This window comes from Citrobacter sp. Cs237 (assembly GCF_030332325.1).
Taxonomy (GTDB): Bacteria; Pseudomonadota; Gammaproteobacteria; order Enterobacterales; family Enterobacteriaceae; genus Citrobacter_A; species Citrobacter_A sedlakii.
On sequence record NZ_JAOWIB010000108.1, the window covers coordinates 111,402 to 129,381 of the forward strand.

The 17,980-nt window shown below is 55.5% G+C and carries 16 protein-coding genes; 9 read left to right on the forward strand and 7 right to left on the reverse strand.

Annotated elements, in window-relative coordinates:
* Positions 1–43: 43 nt before the first annotated feature.
* Positions 44–2,284, forward strand: coding sequence for a mechanosensitive channel protein (ybiO, locus tag OGY07_RS17595; protein WP_286602059.1), 2,241 nt, complete (start codon positions 44–46; stop codon positions 2,282–2,284).
* Here ybiO and rlmF read toward each other — a convergent pair.
* Positions 2,281–3,207, reverse strand: coding sequence for a 23S rRNA (adenine(1618)-N(6))-methyltransferase RlmF (gene rlmF / locus OGY07_RS17600; RefSeq protein WP_200033836.1), 927 nt, complete (start codon positions 3,205–3,207; stop codon positions 2,281–2,283). The genes ybiO and rlmF overlap by 4 nt on opposite strands.
* 284 nt (positions 3,208–3,491) lie before the next feature.
* Here rlmF and mcbA point away from each other — a divergent pair, with 284 nt between their 5' ends.
* From mcbA to ybiJ, 3 genes are all read left to right on the forward strand, one after another.
* Positions 3,492–3,752, forward strand: a complete 261-nt coding sequence (gene mcbA / locus OGY07_RS17605; RefSeq protein WP_181821700.1) for a DUF1471 family periplasmic protein McbA — start codon at positions 3,492–3,494, stop codon at positions 3,750–3,752.
* A gap of 112 nt (positions 3,753–3,864) precedes the next feature.
* A complete protein-coding gene (locus OGY07_RS17610; RefSeq protein WP_042285063.1) occupies positions 3,865–4,131 on the forward strand; it encodes a DksA/TraR family C4-type zinc finger protein in 267 nt (88 codons plus the stop codon).
* Between the two features lie 285 nt (positions 4,132–4,416).
* Positions 4,417–4,677, forward strand: coding sequence for a DUF1471 family protein YbiJ (gene ybiJ / locus OGY07_RS17615; protein ID WP_042285065.1), 261 nt, complete (start codon positions 4,417–4,419; stop codon positions 4,675–4,677).
* 116 nt (positions 4,678–4,793) lie between these two features.
* Here ybiJ and ybiB read toward each other — a convergent pair whose 3' ends face one another.
* Entirely contained in the window at positions 4,794–5,762 is a 969-nt protein-coding gene (gene ybiB / locus OGY07_RS17620) for a DNA-binding protein YbiB (protein WP_042285067.1), read from the reverse strand.
* 252 nt (positions 5,763–6,014) lie between these two features.
* On the opposite strand from ybiB, the gene OGY07_RS17625 reads away from it, so the two are divergent.
* The 5 genes from OGY07_RS17625 (at position 6,015) to OGY07_RS17645 (ending at position 11,378) form a co-directional block, all read left to right on the forward strand.
* Complete coding sequence (locus tag OGY07_RS17625; RefSeq protein ID WP_042285070.1) at positions 6,015–6,551, forward strand: fimbrial protein; 537 nt, start codon at positions 6,015–6,017, stop codon at positions 6,549–6,551.
* Between the two features lie 66 nt (positions 6,552–6,617).
* Complete coding sequence (locus tag OGY07_RS17630; RefSeq protein ID WP_286602066.1) at positions 6,618–7,292, forward strand: fimbrial biogenesis chaperone; 675 nt, start codon at positions 6,618–6,620, stop codon at positions 7,290–7,292.
* 29 nt (positions 7,293–7,321) lie between these two features.
* Positions 7,322–9,862 (forward strand): fimbria/pilus outer membrane usher protein, encoded by a 2,541-nt coding sequence (locus OGY07_RS17635; protein WP_286602068.1) that lies wholly within the window; start codon positions 7,322–7,324, stop codon positions 9,860–9,862.
* Positions 9,863–9,879: 17 nt separating this feature from the next.
* Positions 9,880–10,869 carry a fimbrial protein gene (locus OGY07_RS17640; RefSeq protein ID WP_286602070.1) on the forward strand — a complete coding sequence of 330 codons (990 nt, stop codon included), beginning with the start codon at positions 9,880–9,882 and terminating at the stop codon, positions 10,867–10,869.
* Positions 10,870–10,874: 5 nt separating this feature from the next.
* Complete coding sequence (locus tag OGY07_RS17645; RefSeq protein WP_042285076.1) at positions 10,875–11,378, forward strand: fimbrial protein; 504 nt, start codon at positions 10,875–10,877, stop codon at positions 11,376–11,378.
* Here the strand turns inward: OGY07_RS17645 and dinG are convergent.
* From dinG to OGY07_RS17670, 5 genes are all read right to left on the reverse strand, one after another.
* Positions 11,365–13,542 carry an ATP-dependent DNA helicase DinG gene (gene dinG / locus OGY07_RS17650; protein WP_286602074.1) on the reverse strand — a complete coding sequence of 726 codons (2,178 nt, stop codon included), beginning with the start codon at positions 13,540–13,542 and terminating at the stop codon, positions 11,365–11,367. The genes OGY07_RS17645 and dinG overlap by 14 nt on opposite strands.
* A 164-nt stretch (positions 13,543–13,706) precedes the next feature.
* Positions 13,707–15,065 (reverse strand): ATP-dependent RNA helicase RhlE, encoded by a 1,359-nt coding sequence (rhlE, locus tag OGY07_RS17655; protein ID WP_042285081.1) that lies wholly within the window; start codon positions 15,063–15,065, stop codon positions 13,707–13,709.
* A gap of 266 nt (positions 15,066–15,331) precedes the next feature.
* The gene (locus OGY07_RS17660) at positions 15,332–16,330 is read right to left on the reverse strand and encodes a transketolase family protein (RefSeq protein ID WP_286602084.1); all 999 of its coding nucleotides are present in this window, start codon (positions 16,328–16,330) and stop codon (positions 15,332–15,334) included.
* Positions 16,330–17,175, reverse strand: a complete 846-nt coding sequence (locus OGY07_RS17665) for a transketolase (protein WP_286602090.1) — start codon at positions 17,173–17,175, stop codon at positions 16,330–16,332. The genes OGY07_RS17660 and OGY07_RS17665 overlap by 1 nt, the downstream gene beginning before the upstream one ends.
* Before the next feature lie 14 nt (positions 17,176–17,189).
* Entirely contained in the window at positions 17,190–17,939 is a 750-nt protein-coding gene (locus OGY07_RS17670; protein ID WP_286602093.1) for an SDR family NAD(P)-dependent oxidoreductase, read from the reverse strand.
* Between the last annotated feature and the right edge of the window lie 41 nt (positions 17,940–17,980).

Here is a 17,980-nt window from a genome sequence, read left to right on the forward strand (position 1 = left end):
AACTATACTTATTGTTTTGCACAATTTTCTCATTGGAGGAGTCATGCGGTGGATCCTGTTTGTCCTCATTTGTCTGGCGGGGGCGCCCGCCCATGCGGTGACGATTCCCGGCGTGACCGCCAGCCCGGCGGCAGATGCTAAAACTGCGCCCGCGCCCGAGCCGGACATTGAACAAAAAAAAGCGGCTTATGCCGCTCTGGCCGATGTGCTGGAAAATGAGGCGTCGCGCAAGGAACTCATTGGCCAGTTGCGCAGCGCCGCCACAACATCCGCGCCTGAGTCCTCCCCCAAAATCGTTCCTCCTGGTGTTGTGGAAGAAAAAACGGTGCTGGAGAATATCACCGACATCAGTCATCGCTACGGTGCGGCCTTCGCCGGGCGCTTCGCCCAGCTTTATCGTAATATCACCGACGCACCGCATAAACCCTTTAACAGCCAGACGTTCACCAACGCCCTCACCCACTTCCTGATGCTGGCGGTCGCCGTGTTCAGCTTTTACTGGCTGATTCGTCGGTGCGCGCTTCCGCTGTATCGCAAAATGGGTAACTGGGCGCGGAAGAAAAATCGTGAGCGCCGCAACTGGCTTCAGCTTCCGGCGATGATCGTCGGGGCTTTTATTATCGATCTGCTACTGCTGGCGCTGACGCTATTCGTCGGGCAGTTACTGAGCGACAGGCTAAACGCCGGAAGCCGCACCATTGCGTTTCAGCAGAGTCTGTTTCTCAATGCCTTTGCCCTGATTGAGTTTTTTAAAGCGATACTGCGTCTGATCTTCTGCCCGAAAGTGGCGGAGCTGCGTCCGTTTTCAATTCAGGACAGCAATGCCCGGTACTGGAACCGCCGGTTAAGCTCGTTGAGCAGTTTGATTGGCTATGGGCTGATCGTCGCCGTTCCCATTATTTCTAATCAGGTCAACGTGCAGGTCGGCGCGATGGCGAACGTGGCGATCATGCTGTGCATAACGCTGTGGGCGCTGTATCTGATCTTTCATAATAAAAAGGATATCACCGGGCATCTGCTGAACCTGGCCGATCGTTCGCTGGCCTTTTTTAGCCTGTTTATTCGCGCTTTTGCGCTGGTGTGGCACTGGCTGGCAAGCGCCTATTTCATCGTCCTGTTTTTCTTTTCGCTGTTCGATCCGGGGAACAGCCTGAAATTTATGATGGGCGCAACGGTGCGCAGTCTGGCCATCATCGCCATTGCCGCTTTCGTGTCGGGGATGTTCTCTCGCTGGATCGCCAAAACCATTACCCTCTCTCCACACACGCAGCGAAATTATCCTGAACTGCAAAAGCGCCTGAACGGCTGGCTGTCGACCGCGCTTAAAGTGGCGCGTTTCCTGACGGTGTGCGTCGCCATCATGCTGTTGCTGAATGCCTGGGGACTGTTCGACTTCTGGAACTGGCTGCACAACGGCGCGGGTGAAAAGACGGTGGATATCCTGATCCGTATCGCGCTGATCCTGTTCTTCTCGGCGGTGGGCTGGACCGTTCTCGCCAGCCTAATCGAAAACCGTCTGGCCTCCGATATTCATGGTCGTCCGTTACCCAGTGCGCGCACCCGCACGCTGCTGACGCTGTTTCGCAATGCGCTGGCGGTGATCATCAGCACCATCACCATTATGATTGTGCTTTCGGAGATCGGGGTGAATATCGCTCCGCTGCTGGCAGGCGCCGGCGCGCTGGGACTGGCGATTTCGTTCGGGTCGCAAACGCTGGTCAAAGATATTATTACCGGCGTGTTTATCCAGTTCGAAAATGGCATGAATACCGGCGATCTGGTCACCATCGGGCCGCTGACCGGAACGGTTGAGCGGATGTCAATTCGTTCGGTTGGCGTGCGGCAGGACACCGGGGCATATCATATTATTCCCTGGTCCTCGATCACGACCTTCGCCAACTTTGTGCGCGGCATTGGTTCGGTGGTGGCGAACTACGACGTGGACCGTCAGGAAGATGCCGACAAAGCCAATCAGGCGTTGAAAGATGCGGTTAACGCGGTGATGGAAAATGAGGAGGTGCGGGGCCTGATCATCGGTGAGCCGACCTTTGCCGGTATCGTAGGGCTGACCAACACCGCCTTTACCCTGCGCGTGTCGTTCACGACCCTGCCGCTAAAACAGTGGACGGTCCGCTTCGCGCTGGACAGCCAGGTGAAAAAACATTTCGACCTGGCCGGAGTGCGCCCGCCCGTGCAGACGTATCAGGTCCTGCCTGCGCCGACGATGTCGCCGGCGGCAGAAACCGCTTCCGCGCCGCTACCGCCAAACGCCCCGACGCTTTAGCGTTGACGCGCGTTAAAGCGGCGGCGCTGGTCATCGTCCATAAAGGTCCAGGCGATAAAGCGACTCTGCTTATTGCCCTGGGCCATCTCTTTTTTCACCACCCTGACGGCGCCGACATCCGTCAGCGCCCGATACAGCGGCGGCAGATTTTCCCCCCGTGACACCAGTGTGGTAAACCACATCACCTGGCGTCCAAAAGCCCGGCTTTCGGCAATCATGGTTTTAATAAACGCCACTTCGCCCCCCTCACACCACAGCTCCTGCTGCTGGCCGCCGAAGTTCAGCGCGTCGTCTTTATCCTGTCCCAGGTTACGCCGTTTACGCTCGCTACCCGCACGCGCGGCGGCGGCAGAGTCATGGAATGGCGGATTGCACAGCGTCGCATCGTATTGCTCGTTTTTATGGATAATGCCGTTAAAGACAGCCGAAGCGGTTTTCTGCCGACGCAAACGTATTGCGCGCGTCAGTCCGGGGTTGCCGTTGATAATCGCCTGTGCACTGGCAAAGGCGCGATCGTTGGTCTCGCTACCGGTAAAGCGCCAGCCGTATTCATGAACGCCAATCAGCGGATAAATACAGTTTGCCCCCACGCCGATATCAAGCAGCGTGGCCGATGAGGGAACGCTGCCCGTGGTTTCAGCCAGCAGATCGGCCAGGTGATGGATATAATCTGCCCGTCCCGGTACCGGTGGGCATAAAAAACCGTCAGGGATATCCCAGTTCGCCACCCCGTAGTAATGGGCCAACAGCGCTTTATTCAACGCTTTGACCGCCTGCGGATTGGCGAAATCGACGCTTTGTTCGCCCGCGGGTGTTCGGGTCAGAAACTGCGTCAGCTCAGGCGTGACTTTACAGAGCGCGGTCAGATCGTAGCGACTGTGGTGACGGTTACGCGGGTGTAATCCCGGTTTCTGGGGGGCCATAGCTTTCTCCTTTTAACAGCGGCGTAAGATACCCGCATAACGCAATGTGGTAAACCTGTGCAAAGCGAAAACCCGTTCAAAGGACCTGATCAGCGTCGTCCTGTGACGGGCATCGCTCAAATCCTCAGAAAATCAGCATGATGTATGTCATTGATTTGTAAAAATACGTCAATTATTATCGTTCAAAAATTGAGCATATCTTCATCAATTTTTTCCGCTGTTGCCGCGACTGTGGCGACCTACACTTAGGAGGCACAACACGTTGTTTCACCAAGGAGCGCATCATGAAAAAATGCCTCGCCTTCCTCCTCGCCACCGCGTTTGCCGGTATAACGTCCGCGGCGTCAGCCGCACAGCCTCTGAGCAGTCCGGATGCCGGACAGTTGCGCGCATCGGGCACCGTTTCCGCCACCGGCGCAACCAACCTGAGCGAACTGGAAGACAAACTGGCGGAAAAAGCGAAGGAGCAAGGCGCAACCGGCTTCGTCGTTAATTCCGCAGGCGGTAAAAATCAGATGTATGGCACGGCCACGATCTATAAATAACCTTCCTTTTATCTTCTCCGGCCCGATGGCGCATTCGTCTTTCGGGCTGATACCCTGCGAATCCGCAGACCCGTTATACTTAATTATCCATCTATCATAAGGAGAACACGCTATGGCCTCCGGTTGGGCTAATGATGACGCCGTAAACGAACAGATCAACAGTACGATTGAAGATGCCGTTGCCCGCGTACGCGGTGAAATTCCGCGTGGTGATAGTCTGTATGAATGTGCAGAATGCGGTGATCCCATCCCTGAAGCACGACGCCAGGCGATACCCGGCGTGCGGCTATGCCTCGCCTGTCAACGGGAGAAAGATTTACATAATGCAACATATGCAGGATATAATCGCAGAGGCTCCAAAGACAGCCAGTTACGCTGACTTTTCTTTACCTGGATCTGTAGAATTTGCCGTTTCGCTTACATTCACGTTAAAACGCAGTCTGCGTGGCAAAACGTGCCGTTAATCACGCTACTGTAAAGCCGACTGCGAAGAAGCGTAAATTCATGCCATGAATTAATTAATAATCAATAAGTTATTTTTCATTCAATTTATTTGATGAAGGCGGTCAATTCTATTCGATTTTCTCTCTCGCCAAAAACCGTGATACTCATCACATCGACGGAACATCGTCTTCCTTAAAGAATAACCTGCGAGAGATTAATAATGAAAAACATCAAATACGCTATTGCTGCTGTTGCCCTGTCCACACTCTCTTTTGGCGCCTTCGCGGCCGAACCCGTTACTGCTGCACAGGCGCAAAGCATGAATAAAATCGGTGTAGTGTCTGCGGATGGCGCAACCACGCTGGACGGCCTGGAAGCGAAACTGGCTGAAAAAGCGACCGCTGCGGGCGCCAGCGGATACAGCATTACCTCCGCCACCAACAACAACAAAATGAGCGGCACCGCTGTTATCTATAAATAATTTCACCCCGTCTGTTTGCCGACAGACACACTGCTCCAACCCTCATTGAACCATTGTTACCCTTGTTTGCCCGTCCGCCACTGAACGGGCTTTTTTTTATCCGTTTTCGCCGTCGCTTAAAACGACTGATTCACCCGAGCCAGGCCTTCTTCCAGCGTTTCAACTTCAGCGGTCGCCACCAGACAGCACGCCATCTGGCGCTTTATTGACGCCGGAACCGGTTCACTTCCGGCAAGACAACGTTCGATCCAGCGCGCGGTAGTTTGCGGATCTTTTGCCGCAGGCAGCGGCACCGGCGCGTCCGGGATTTCGCTTTGGCGCTCCTGCAATACCCGAATACCGCTGCCGTCTATCAGGCTGATTTGCGGACAGCGCTGCGGATTCGCATACACTTCCCCTTCCGTACCGTGCATCAACAGACCGCGACCGCCGATGTCGCTGAAGAACTTCGCCACCCGGGGGACATATTCAGGATGGGAGACGCTGGAAAGACGCAACGCGGCGTCTTCAGCGAACGGCGTTGCCAGCTTGGCAAGAGTATGCGCGCTGTTGCGAACGCCTAAGCGCCAGCGCATCGCCAGCTGCGTTTCCAGCGGCGGGCACAGCGCACCGACCGGAATAAATACCGGCTGGTGACCATCCAGTTTTGCCTGCGCCTGCCCGGCATGACGCGTCGGCGGAATGCCCATCAGTTCGAAAATCGTTTCCGTCAGGACACGCGTGGGATCTTCACTGACGCCGTGAACCACCACCGGGAAGCCCAGTTTATGCAACAGTATCGCCAGCAGCGGCGTCAGATTGGCCTGTTTACGCGCGCCGTTATAACTGGGAATAACAATCGGCATCGGTTTCGCAACGGGCGGGGTGAGCGTAATCGTATGATGCTGCATTGCCTCATAGAATCCGCGCATTTCCGCCTCACCTTCCCCTTTGATGCGCAGCGCGATCAGAATACCGCCCATTTCCAGCTCAGGCACTTCGCCGTTTAGCATCCGACTATACAGGCCGCGCGCCGTGTCCTGGTCCAGATCGCGGGCGTGATTTTTCCCCCGGCCAATCTCTTTAATGATGCTGCGATAATCCATGATGTCTCCCCTGTGACATTTTTTTAACAATATAGCCCTTAACCAGAGACGGCTGATAGCTTTTTATCGCGCTGCCCAATCATCTGTTTTTGAAAAAGTTCTACAAATGCAAGCGCAAGTTCAAATATTTGTGATTATCTCAACACAATCTTCCTGCCCCTCATTCTGCTTAAATATCCAACGTATCAATAGTGAGGACTATCGGTAACAACGTCCAGGCAACGTTTTACCCAGAGAATACCAGGAATGATTATGAACAAGGTGGCTTTAGGCTTAGTGTTCGCGGCAACGGTTGGATGCACTGCATCGGCATTTGCCGCAACCAATGGCGAAGGACAAATTAACTTTACCGGCGAAATCGTGGATTCCGCCTGTCAGGTTGTGAACGGGTTGAGCAACCCGTTAAATGTGCAGTTAGGTAAGGTGTCAAAAACGGTATTTACCGGTGCTGGCTCCACCAGCACGGCAACAAAGTTTGATATTCAACTGACGGGTTGTCCGGAGACTGTCACGTCTGCCGCCATTAATTTCGGTGGAACGCCGGATGCAAACGACAATCGCTCGCTGGCAATCACCCCGGGCGCCGATGCGGCAACGGGCGTGGCCATCCAGTTGCTCGATTCGGCTGAGCAACCGGTGAGTTTATACACGCCTTCCCGCGAATATCCGTTAATGTCAGGAAGCTCGGTCAACGATCTGGAGTTTGCCGCACGCTATATCCAGACTCAGGCGGCTATAACCGCAGGTCCGGCTAATTCCGTTTCAACCTTCACTGTTATCTATAACTGATATTCCCCATCCAGAGGAGTCGCGTTACGTCTGCGCGGCTTCCTCTCTTTACGTTGAGAAACAGGTATGCGCCACGGTTATTTACTGAGCACACTTTTTCTGGTAGCCGCAACGGCACATGCGGGTGTTATTATTAACGGCACTCGCCTGGTTTATCAGGGAGAAAAAAAGGAATCTTCTCTTGGTATTTCAAATCCAGATAGCATGGATTATCTGGTACAGTCCTGGGTAGATTCTGGCAGTAATAATCGGACTAAAGCCCCCTTTTTAATTACCCCGCCTTTATTCCGCCTCGATGCCAATGAGGATAATGTTCTGCGTGTCGTTCGCACCGGTGGAGATCTACCGAAAGACCGCGAGTCCCTGTACTGGTTGAATATTAAAGCGATCCCATCGTCAAAGCGAATTGAAGGGGTTAACACCCTGCAAATCGCCATTAATACACGCATTAAGCTGCTTTACCGCCCGTCAGGCATTAAAGGTAAGCCTGAAGACGTCGCCAATAAACTGGAATGGCGTCGCGAAGGTAACGATGTGGTGGTAAAAAACCCGACCCCATTCTATATGAATTTTCAGAAGGTGACGCTGAACGGCCACAGAGTGAATAAAGCGACGTGGGCGGTCCCTGAGGCCGAAACGCATTTTGCCCTCCCGGCGGAGGCTAACGGAACAGCGTTAACCTATTCCATCATCACTGATTACGGCAGCATTAGCCAGACGTTCACTAAGACCCTGCATTAATAACGTTGTCCTCTGGCGCCATATTTATTATGTATAGTCATCAAAAGCCGTTTTCCTGCCGCTTATTTGCCGCGCTGGTCCTGCTATGTGGACTGGCGGCGGCAGTTTTTGCGCAGCAAACCAGAGCGGATGATTATTTTAATCCGGCGTTACTGGATATTGATAATCCGCAGCAGGGAAAGACGGATTTGTCGATTTATGAAAAAGGTCCCGGCCAGGCGCCTGGCAACTATCAGGTGACAATTTTTATTAATAACAGCAAAGTCGATACCCGTAACGTTACCTTCAATTTACAGACTCACGCGAAAGGAAAGCGCACCCTCCAGCCTTGCTTTTCGCTGGATGATCTCAAGACGCTGGGGATTAAGACAGACGCCTATCCTCAGCTTATGACAGAGAGCAAATGCGCGGACTTAAGCGTTATCCCTGCCGCATCGGCCACCTTTCGCGTACGCAATCAGCAGTTGTTACTCAGCATTCCCCAGTCAGCGTTGGGACAGGTGCCGCGCGGCTATATCGATCCGAAAGACTTTGACGAAGGGATCACGGCCGGTCTGATTAACTACAGCGCTAACGCCAGCCACAGCCATGCGCGGCAACAAAACAGCCAGGACAATAGCAGCCAATACATCAACCTCCGCCCAGGGCTGAATATCGGCGCGTGGCGGGTGCGTAATTATTCCACCTGGAACCGTAATGCCACGGGCGACGATCGTCAGGAGAAATTCTCCTCCGTCTATACCTACGCGCAGCGTGATATTGTCGCCCTGAAAAGCACTTTGACAGTCGGTCAAAGCTCCTCGCCAGCAGACGTCTTTGACAGCGTGCCGTATACCGGCGCGCAGCTAAACGCTGAAAACGAGATGCTGCCCGACAGCGAAAAAGGCTATGCGCCGATTATTCGCGGCACCGCCCACAGCAATGCGCGGGTCGTCGTTCGACAGAATGGCTACGTCATTTACCAAAACACCGTTGCGCCTGGCGCGTTTGAGATTAACGATCTCTACCCTACCGGCAGCAGCGGCGACCTTCAGGTCACTGTCCAGGAGACGGACGGCAGTGAAAGCCACTTCGTCGTGCCTTATGCCTCCGTACCGGTTCTGCAGCGTGAAAAGCACCTGCGTTACAGCGTTACCGCGGGTCGCTATCGTTCCTATGACAGTCACGTTGAGAAAACGCCGTTCGCCCAGGGCAGCGCTATTTACGGTTTACCCTACGGCGTTACCGCCTATGGCGGGGTCCAGCACAGCAGCCACTATCAGTCGCAGGCCATCGGCGCCGGGAAAAACCTCGGTGATTTAGGGGCGTTTTCCGTCGATGTTACCCGTGCGAAAGCACTGCTCAAAAAACAGCAAGCCCATAAAGGCCGATCCTGGCGAGTGCGTTACAGCAAAAATTTCGTCGGTTCCGGCACCAACTTCTCACTGGCGGGCTATCGCTACAACAGCAAAGGGTTCTATACCCTCGAAGACACCCTGGAATCCTATACCCAGGCTGACGACGTCTCCGCTCCCCGGCAGCGTCGCGCCCGCACCGAAGCCACCCTTGACCAGACGCTGGGTGAGCGCTGGGGTTCGCTTACGCTCAGTCTGGTGAAAGAAACGTACTGGAGTCAACGCCAGGACATGACGTCAATGAGCGTCAGCTACAACAACAGCTGGCACGGCGTAAGCTATAGCCTGAGCTACAGCATGAACAAGAACACCCGCGACAGCGACGATAAAAGCGCCGACCAGAACGATAACCAGTTCGCACTAAGCGTTTCCATACCTCTCGATCGCTGGATGCACAACACATGGGCGACGTACAACCTGAACAACACCCGGACAGGCGCCACGCAAAATATCGGCCTTAACGGCACCGCACTGCAGGAGGACAATCTTAACTGGAGCCTGCAGGAAGGGCTGAGCAATACCGGTAGCGGCAGTTCAACCAGTATGAATATGGATTACAAAGCGACTTATGGTGAAGTAAGCGGCGGCGTCAGTCAGCATAAATACCAGCGTACGGTGAATGTGGGACTGCAAGGAGGCATCGTTGCTCATGCCAATGGGATCACATTGAGTCAACCGCTTGGCGAAACCATTGCTCTGGTGAAAGCGCCGGGTGCATATGGCACGCATATTACCAACCAGACTGGGGTAGAAACGGATTTTCGCGGCTACACCGTCGTTCCGTTTGTCACGGCCTACCGTCATAACACCATTTCACTGGATACCGAAACATTGCCGGATGATGCCGACGTGACCCATGCGGCGCAAATTGTCACACCGACCCGCGGCGCCGTGGTTCGCGCCAGTTTTAACACCCGCACAGGCAACAGAGTGTTAATGACGCTTACGCAAAACGGCAAACCGCTCCCCTTTGGCGCAACGGTTACGACAGGGGATAAGGACAGCGAATTTATTGTCGGCGCTGACGGACAAACCTATCTTTCCGGTCTGCCTCAACATGGACGTCTCGCCGTTTCCTGGGGGGACGATACCAGCGAGCACTGCGTCGCTGACTACGCGCTTACGGATGAGAAAAACGAAACCCGCATCATTAACGCTGCCGCGCAGTGTCACTGACCATTAAGGCAATACATATGCATATGATTAAGCATTGTTTTTACCTGGCGATCCTTACCGCCGCCGGGTTGTTTATGCCGCACGCCAAAGCGTCCTGCCACACGCCGGACATGCCAAAACTGATTAACGTGCCTTCGATTTCGGTACCGGTTACGCTCGCCATTGGCGAAACCATTCCCGGCTCAGAACAGACTGTACATGTCGCGGGTAACTGCGATGAGCGTTACGACAGCGGACTGGAAATTATCTCCTGTTATTATGGTTCCGGCGCTGAAATTCCCGGAATGAACGGCGTGTACGATTCCGGCGTGCCCGGTATCGGCGTGGCGCTGATGAATGACAAAGGCCAACGCATCAGCGGTGCTGGCGGGCAACAGTGCGACTCACGCGCCACGCCGATTGCCTATGTCTCTTCTGATGGCTACCAGTCATTTAATTTCGACGTGACGCTTCAGCTGGTTAAAACGAGTCATCAAGTCGCATCCGGTACGCTGGTACAGGCGCAAACAACATTTGGCATCGGTATTTATGCTCATGAAGGGATCGGCGATCCCAATACCCTTTCGTATGCCGGTAATGTCATTCTGAAAGAGGTCACCTGCTCGGTGTTGCCGAAAAATCTCACCGTTAATCTCGGTGATTTTCCGGTCAGCGATTTCGTGAGTGTCGGAACATTGTCTACCCCCGCACAAAGCTTTGACGTGACGGTACACTGCGACAGCACTGTTCAGCCGCAGGTGAAGATAACCAGCGCAAACGGCTATGAATCGGCGTTCGAAGGCGTTCTGAAACTGACGCAGCAGAAAGGAATGGCCACCGGGATTGGCGTCCGGATGCTCTTTGACGGCCATCCGGCCACCTTTGACAGCTATGTTGAAACTGCAAGCCAGGCGATCGCCAACGAAACGTTGACCATACCTTTCCAGGTGCGCTACCAGCAGACCCGCGAGGTCGTCACTCCCGGCCCTGCCAATACCGTGGCGACCATTACCCTCGCCTATAAGTGACCACGATGAAAAAGAGCGCATTGATTCTTGCCCTGGGTGTGATCGCGCAGGCTAACGCGGATGATATTCAGATTCAGATGAACGGTAATATCTTCGCAAATACCTGCATCGTTGACAGCGCCAGCCGCAATCTGACGGTGGATTTAGGCCAGGCGGTTTCCGGTAGCTTTAAAGACATTGGCGACACCGGTGAATGGAAAGACTTTTCCCTGACGGTGACGCATTGCCCGGAATCGCTCACCCTTGCTACAGCTTTTTTTTATGGAAAGCCTGACAGCTCGCACCCGACAAAATTCGCCAATATCGGTAGCGCCAAAGGACTGGCGCTGGAACTCGCGGACCGCCAGGACCATATGCTTATCGCCCCCCAGGCCGCCTTCAGCGCGGTGATCAACCCCAGCGACCGCACGGCCACCTTTCCGCTGGCGGCGCGTTATTACGCTACCGCCATGCCCGTCACCGCCGGCACGTTCAGCAGCGTTGTGCAGGTGACCTTCACTTACCAGTAGGACTGCGCCCCTTAGCACGGATGCTTTTTCTTCGCCCGGCAGCCACTTTTGCCGGGCGTTTTTTTACTTCCGGCACCTCCGGGCGTTCAATGGGGAAAACAGGCAGCGCGTCCAGTAGCCGCTTACCGTAATTTTTGGTCAACAGCCGCTTGTCATAAATCACCACTTCGCCCCAGCAGCCGTGGCTACGGATCAGACGACCGACCTGCTGGATGAGGTTAAACGATGCCGCAGGTAAGCTCTGCACCTCAAACGGATAACGATTCAGGCTTTTTAGCCATTCGCCTTCGGTAATGACCACCGGGCTGTCAATGGGCGGAAAGGCGATCTTATGGATATGCACCTGACTGAGTAATTCGCCTTTCAGGTCCAGCCCTTCGGCAAAGGATTGCAGCCCGACCAGCACGCTGCGCTCGCCGCCTTCCACCCGCTTGCGATGCAGTTCCACCAGCCGATAGCGTGGCTGATCGCCCTGCACTAACAGCAGTAACCGCAGGTCGGTAACGTACTCAAGAAAGCGTTGCATCGCCCTGCCGCTGGCGAACAGCACCAGCATGCCGAGGTGCTTTTTGCTTTCGACCTGCTGACGAAAATAGGCAGCCATTTCGGCAATGTGCTGCTCTTCGTTATCAATGAGCGGCTCATAGCGCATCTGCGGGATAACAATTTTTCCTTGCTCAACGTGGTTAAACGGCGAGTCGAGCGCGACAAAGCGGTCTCCCGCTTTTTCCTTCAGACCGCTCATCTCCTGAAGCCGCGAAAAGCTGTTCAACGAGCGCAGCGTGGCGGAGGTGACGATAATATGCGGCACGCTGCGCCAGAGCAGCCGTTCAAGCTGGTCGCTTACCCGGATGCCAACGCAGTGGAACCAGACGTGGATCTGCCCGTCGCGCACCTCCCGCGTCGTCCATTTGGTGACCGGCGCGCCGGAAGACTGCGCCAGCGAAGCCAACCGCCACAGCTTGCTTTGCGCTTCGAACATCCCCAGGGCCCGGTTCATCTGCAGAATCACCCGGTGCAGGCGAACCACATCGTGACTGCCGGTTTTCTCGCTGAGATCGTTTATGAAAAGTTCAGCCAGCCCGCGCAGCGTTTCGGTCAGCTTCGCCAGCCGCTGACAAATCTCCATCACCTCGTCCGGCAGCTCGCCCATCGCGAAGCGATGTTCTGCCTCCTGAGCGGCGGGCATATACAGATTGAGAATGTTATTCAACGAGGCGATAAGTTCGTACAGCTCTTCACAGTGGGCGTTCAGGCGCTCGGGGTTTGCCAGCGGCGGCGTGGTCTTGGGACGAAACTGCTCCATGCAGGTCGCCACCAGTTTGGTGAACAAATCCAACTGAAGTCGATACCAGGGGGCGGTGATTTCTGCGCTCATCTCCAGCGCGTCACGGGCAACGTCCGGCAGGTGATGGCCTTCATCCAGCACCAACAGCAGGTTTTTCGGGTCCGGCAACACGGCCTCGCTTTCCATCGCCGCCATCACCAGCGCATGGTTAGCCACTACCACTTCCGCTTCCTGAATTTCACGGCGAGCGACAAAGAACGGACATTCACGGTAATAATGGCAGTTGCGGTTCAGACAACTGGCTTTGTCGGTACTCAGGCGTCGCCAGAGATCGTCATCAATGGCGATATCCGTATGATCGCGCAGGCCGTCCCAACAGTAGCCGTCAAGGGAGGCTTTCAGCTTCGCGCAGCGCTTTTGTTCTTCCTGATTGTTTGGCGTCAGTTCGTCCTCAAGAAACGCCAGTAAATCCTGCTGACTGGGTTCGGAACTGGCGAGCGCCGCCAGGTTGCGGGGGCACACATAGCGTCCGCGCCCAAACGCGGCGGTAAAGCGGAGATCGGGAATGATTTTGCGCAGCAGCGGCAGATCTTTACTGTAGATCTGATCCTGTAACGCCACGTTGGCGGTACTGACCACCAGCGTCTTTTGCTCTTCGCGGGCGATGGCGATACCGGGAATGAGATACGAGAGGGTTTTCCCCACCCCGGTTGGCGCTTCAATCGCCAGATGCCGCCCTTCTTCGCCACTCAGCGTTTTTGCCACGTCAGCAATCATCTGTCGCTGCGGCGCGCGGGGGATAAAGTCGGGGATCTGTTCCTGAAGCGCCTTATACCAGGCGGCGATTTGCGCTTTTAGCGCGGCGGTTAATGCCATGAGAAAACCTGAAACACTGTATAAACAGCCACTATTGTGGCACATTTCAGGTTCAGTCAGTACCTTTTTTACCGGTTCTGGAAAGCCGCTCGCAACACGAGTTCAAAGCGCGGGGGTCGGACTGCCGGACAGCGCGGTGAATTGCGCTTCTCCGGCTTACGACATTACTGTGCCGGGGTAATCCGACGCGGGCGGCGCGGCGGACGCGGCTTATCACCCGCCGGTTTGCCTTCGCCGCTGCGCGGTTTGGCTTTCGGCGCGCCGCCGTCCTGACGACGCGGCTGTTGCCCACGGCCCGCTCCCTGACCTTGTCCCTGACGGCCACGACCGCCACCGCCGCCACGCTGCTGGCGCCCGTTCTGGATGGGCTCCGCTTTGATTGACGGGTCCGGCTCATAACCCGGCGTGGTGATACGCGGGATCTCTTTCTTCAGCAATTTTTCAATATCGCGCAGCAGCTTATGTTCATCGACACACACCAGCGACAGCGCCTCGCCGGTGGCGGCGGCACGGCCGGTACGCCCGATACGGTGGACATAATCTTCCGGCACGTTCGGCAGTTCATAGTTCACCACGTGCGGCAGTTCTTCAATATCCAGTCCACGCGCCGCGATGTCGGTCGCCACCAGCACGCGAATATCGCCGGATTTGAAATCAGCCAGCGCGCGGGTACGTGCGCCCTGGCTCTTGTTGCCGTGGATCGCCGCGCTGCGAATGCCGTCTTTATTCAGTTGCTCCGCCAGATGGTTAGCGCCGTGCTTGGTGCGGGTGAAAACCAGCACCTGCTGCCAGTTCCCCTGGCCGATCATCTGGGAAAGCAGTTCGCGTTTACGTTTTTTGTCGACGAAATGAACGTGCTGCGTCACCTGCTCAGAGGCGGTGTTGCGACGCGCCACTTCGATCTCCAGCGGGTTATGCAGCAGCTTTTCGGCAAGCGCCTTGATGTCGTCAGAAAAGGTCGCAGAGAACAGCAGGTTCTGGCGCTTCGCCGGCAGCTTCGCCAGCACGCGACGGATATCGTGAATAAAGCCCATATCCAGCATGCGGTCAGCTTCGTCGAGCACCAGGATTTCAATTTGATCCAGCTTCACCGCATTCTGGTGTTCGAGATCCAGCAGACGGCCCGGCGTCGCCACCAGCACATCCACACCGCCGCGCAGCTTCATCATCTGCGGGTTAATGCTCACGCCGCCGAAGACCACCAGCGAACGAATGTTCAGATACTTACTGTAATCACGGACGTTCTCGCCAATCTGCGCCGCCAGTTCGCGGGTGGGCGTCAGGATCAGCGCCCGTACCGGACGACGGCCCTTGGCATGGGGCTGTTGGGTAATAAGGTGCTGCAACAACGGCAGCGTGAAGCCAGCGGTTTTACCGGTGCCGGTCTGCGCGCTCGCCATCAGGTCACGGCCTTCCAGCACCGCAGGGATCGCCTGCTGCTGAATAGGGGTAGGTTCACGGTAACCCTGCTCGGCAATGGCGCGCAGAATTTCAGGGTTCAAACCCAGGGAATCAAAAGACATAACTACTCCGGACCGCCCCGACCGTTCCCGGTGTCGTTTTCAGGGAGATACTTACAATTTGGAAATGACAAAAACCACAATGTCATGAAGAGGCGGAGTGTAGCAGTTTTTGTGACAGAGCGCATAAATATCCCATCGCTCAGGTTTATACGGTCACGCGGCGGCGCGGAAGTTTTTATCAAACCGGTTTCTGAGTGAATTAATCGACACGGAAACCTTAACCAGAAAGTGAAAAGCACCGCCGCAGAACGCGGCGGCGAAAGCCTTTAACGCAGGCGATGTTTAATTTTATCAACCATCATCGCCGTTGAAATACCGTAACGGTCATGCAGGGTTGGCAACGCCCCGGCCAGCAGAAATTCATCCGGCAGACCAATGGTATCGAGTTCGCAACGCACGCCTTTACGCATCAGCAGCGCGGCGACCGCTTCACCCAGCCCGCCAATGCAGGTGTGGTTTTCCGCCGTGATCACCAGCCGGCCTGGTTTTGACGCCTGCTCAACCAGGGTTTTCTCATCCAGCGGCTTGATGGTCGGGACGTGCAGCACTGCGGCGCTGATATTATCGGCGCGCAGTTTTTCCGCGGTTTCCAGCGCGCGCATGGTCATCAGACCGGAGGAGATAATCAGCACATCGTTGCCATCCTCCAGCAGCTTCGCTTTCCCCAACTCAAACTTGTAGTCATATTTATCCAACACCAGCGGCACTTTGCCGCGCAGCAAGCGCATATAAACCGGGCCGTTATGGTCGGCCATCGCCGGGACCGCCTGCTCAATTTCCAGCGCATCGCACGGATCGATGATGGTCATGCCCGGGATGCCGCGCATGATCGCCAGATCTTCCGTCGCCTGATGGCTGGGACCGTAGCCAGTGGTCAGTCCCGGCAGCGCCGCGCAGACCTTCACATTAAGATGCTCTTCCGCGATGACCTGATGGATAAAGTCATAGGCGCGGCGAGTGGCGAACACCGCGTAGGTGGTGGCGAACGGGATAAAGCCCTCTTTCGCCATACCGCCTGCGGCGCCCATCAGCAATTGCTCCGCCATCCCCATCTGGAAAAAGCGTTCCGGATGGGCCTGAGCGAAAATATGCAGATCGGTGTACTTCGACAGGTCAGCCGTCATGCCGACGATCTCTGGCCGCTCCGCCGCCAGCTTTGCCAGAGCGACGCCAAACGGCGCGGCAACGGTAGCCTGACCTTCATCCGCGATGGAGGCGATCATCGCCGAGGTTTTTAAACGGGGTTTAGGGGTTGTCTGGCTCATTACAGCACTCCTTCCGGTTTGTTGGCATCGAGCACGGCAATGGCTTTCTGCCATTCGTCAGCATCAACGCGAATAAAATGGTTTTTATCGCGCGTTTCGAGGAACGGAACGCCTTTGCCCATCAGCGTGTCGCAGATAATGACCCGTGGCTGTTCGCAGCGATGGTTCTTCGCGTTATCAAACGCCTCGACGACCGCGGCGACATCGTTACCGTCCACCCGCTGTACGTACCAGCCGAAAGCCGCCCATTTTTCATGTAACGGTTCGAAGCCGAGAATTTTGCGTGAGTCTCCGTCGGCCTGCTGCTTGTTAACATCCACGATATTGATAAGGTTGGTCAGCCCGTAGTGCGCTGCAGACATTGCGGCTTCCCAGGTGGAACCTTCATCCAGTTCGCCATCCGACATGGAGTTATACACCCATGAATCGCTCTGCTTTTGCTTCAGCCCCAGCGCCATGCCTACCGCAATAGACAGTCCCTGCCCCAGCGATCCGCCGGACATCTCCATCCCCGGTGTATACGTCGCCATGCCGGACATCGGTAGACGGCTGTCATCTGAACCGTAGGTTTCCAGCTCCGGCTCAGGAATGATCCCCGCCTCCAGCAGCGCCGCATAGTAGGCAATGGCATAGTGACCATGGGAAAGCAGGAAGCGATCGCGCCCTTCCCATTCCGGTTCCTCCGCACGATACGTCATCGCATGGCTAAACGCAGTCGCCAGCACATCGGCGTAGCCCAGCGCCTGACCGATATACCCCTGCCCCTGAACTTCGCCCATGCGCAGGGCGTAGCGCCGAATGCGCCAGGCCGCCGCCGCGACTTTCTGAACTTCTGTCATCTTCATCAGAGTGCCCTCGCTTAATGGATTAACATGCCGCCGTTAACGTCCAGGGTAATACCGGTGGAATAGGAGGAGAGATCGCTGCCGAGGAACAGCGCGGCGCGCGCAATATCGACGGCGTCGCCAAGGCGGTTCATCGGAATGCCTGCCAGAATGTTGGCGGTCATTTCATCGGTCAGCTTCCCGGCGGTGATGTCCGTCTGGATCAGCCCCGGGGTGATGCAGTTTACGCGCACATTGTCCGGCCCCAGTTCGCGCGCCATCGCCCGCGCCAGTCCTAATACCCCGGCCTTCGCCGCGCTATAGTGTGGGCCGCCGAAAATACCGCCGCCGCGCTGGGCGGAAACGGAGGAGATGCAGACAATGCTGCCGGATTTCTGCGCGCGCATTAGCGGAATGACCGCCTGCGACATCAGCAGCGTGCCGCGCAGGCTGACATCTAACACTGCGTCATAATTTTCGCGTTTGATATCCATTAATTTAATAGGCTGTGTAATACCGGCATTATTAACCAGCACATCAACCCGGCCATATTTCGCCACAATTTGTTCCATTGCAGCATTGACCTGCGCTTCGTCCGCCACGTTCGCCGCAAGGCCAAGATGCTCATCGCCTAACGATTTCGCCGCCGCTTCACTGGCCTCTTTATTTAAATCAATAATTACAACCTTTGCGCCATTTTCCGCAAATAACTTCGCTGTCGCGAAACCTAAACCGCGAACGGAAGCCGCGCCAGTCACAATGGCGACTTTATTTGTTAATAACATAAATTTACTCCATGACATTACGTCATATTAATTGATAAGAG

What these genes read in the sequence shown, in the direction of transcription:
- OGY07_RS17645 (WP_042285076.1), top strand. Translation starts at nt 10,875, where the DNA reads ATGAAAAAGAGCGCATTGATTCTTGCCCTGGGTGTGATCGCGCAGGCT.
- OGY07_RS17670 (WP_286602093.1), bottom strand. Translation starts at nt 17,939, where the DNA reads ATGTTATTAACAAATAAAGTCGCCATTGTGACTGGCGCGGCTTCCGTT.
- ybiO (WP_286602059.1), top strand. Translation starts at nt 44, where the DNA reads ATGCGGTGGATCCTGTTTGTCCTCATTTGTCTGGCGGGGGCGCCCGCC.
- OGY07_RS17640 (WP_286602070.1), top strand. Translation starts at nt 9,880, where the DNA reads ATGCATATGATTAAGCATTGTTTTTACCTGGCGATCCTTACCGCCGCC.
- ybiJ (WP_042285065.1), top strand. Translation starts at nt 4,417, where the DNA reads ATGAAAAACATCAAATACGCTATTGCTGCTGTTGCCCTGTCCACACTC.
- dinG (WP_286602074.1), bottom strand. Translation starts at nt 13,542, where the DNA reads ATGGCATTAACCGCCGCGCTAAAAGCGCAAATCGCCGCCTGGTATAAG.
- mcbA (WP_181821700.1), top strand. Translation starts at nt 3,492, where the DNA reads ATGAAAAAATGCCTCGCCTTCCTCCTCGCCACCGCGTTTGCCGGTATA.
- rlmF (WP_200033836.1), bottom strand. Translation starts at nt 3,207, where the DNA reads ATGGCCCCCCAGAAACCGGGATTACACCCGCGTAACCGTCACCACAGT.
- OGY07_RS17635 (WP_286602068.1), top strand. Translation starts at nt 7,322, where the DNA reads ATGTATAGTCATCAAAAGCCGTTTTCCTGCCGCTTATTTGCCGCGCTG.
- OGY07_RS17665 (WP_286602090.1), bottom strand. Translation starts at nt 17,175, where the DNA reads ATGAAGATGACAGAAGTTCAGAAAGTCGCGGCGGCGGCCTGGCGCATT.
- OGY07_RS17625 (WP_042285070.1), top strand. Translation starts at nt 6,015, where the DNA reads ATGAACAAGGTGGCTTTAGGCTTAGTGTTCGCGGCAACGGTTGGATGC.
- OGY07_RS17660 (WP_286602084.1), bottom strand. Translation starts at nt 16,330, where the DNA reads ATGAGCCAGACAACCCCTAAACCCCGTTTAAAAACCTCGGCGATGATC.
- OGY07_RS17610 (WP_042285063.1), top strand. Translation starts at nt 3,865, where the DNA reads ATGGCCTCCGGTTGGGCTAATGATGACGCCGTAAACGAACAGATCAAC.
- rhlE (WP_042285081.1), bottom strand. Translation starts at nt 15,065, where the DNA reads ATGTCTTTTGATTCCCTGGGTTTGAACCCTGAAATTCTGCGCGCCATT.
- ybiB (WP_042285067.1), bottom strand. Translation starts at nt 5,762, where the DNA reads ATGGATTATCGCAGCATCATTAAAGAGATTGGCCGGGGGAAAAATCAC.
- OGY07_RS17630 (WP_286602066.1), top strand. Translation starts at nt 6,618, where the DNA reads ATGCGCCACGGTTATTTACTGAGCACACTTTTTCTGGTAGCCGCAACG.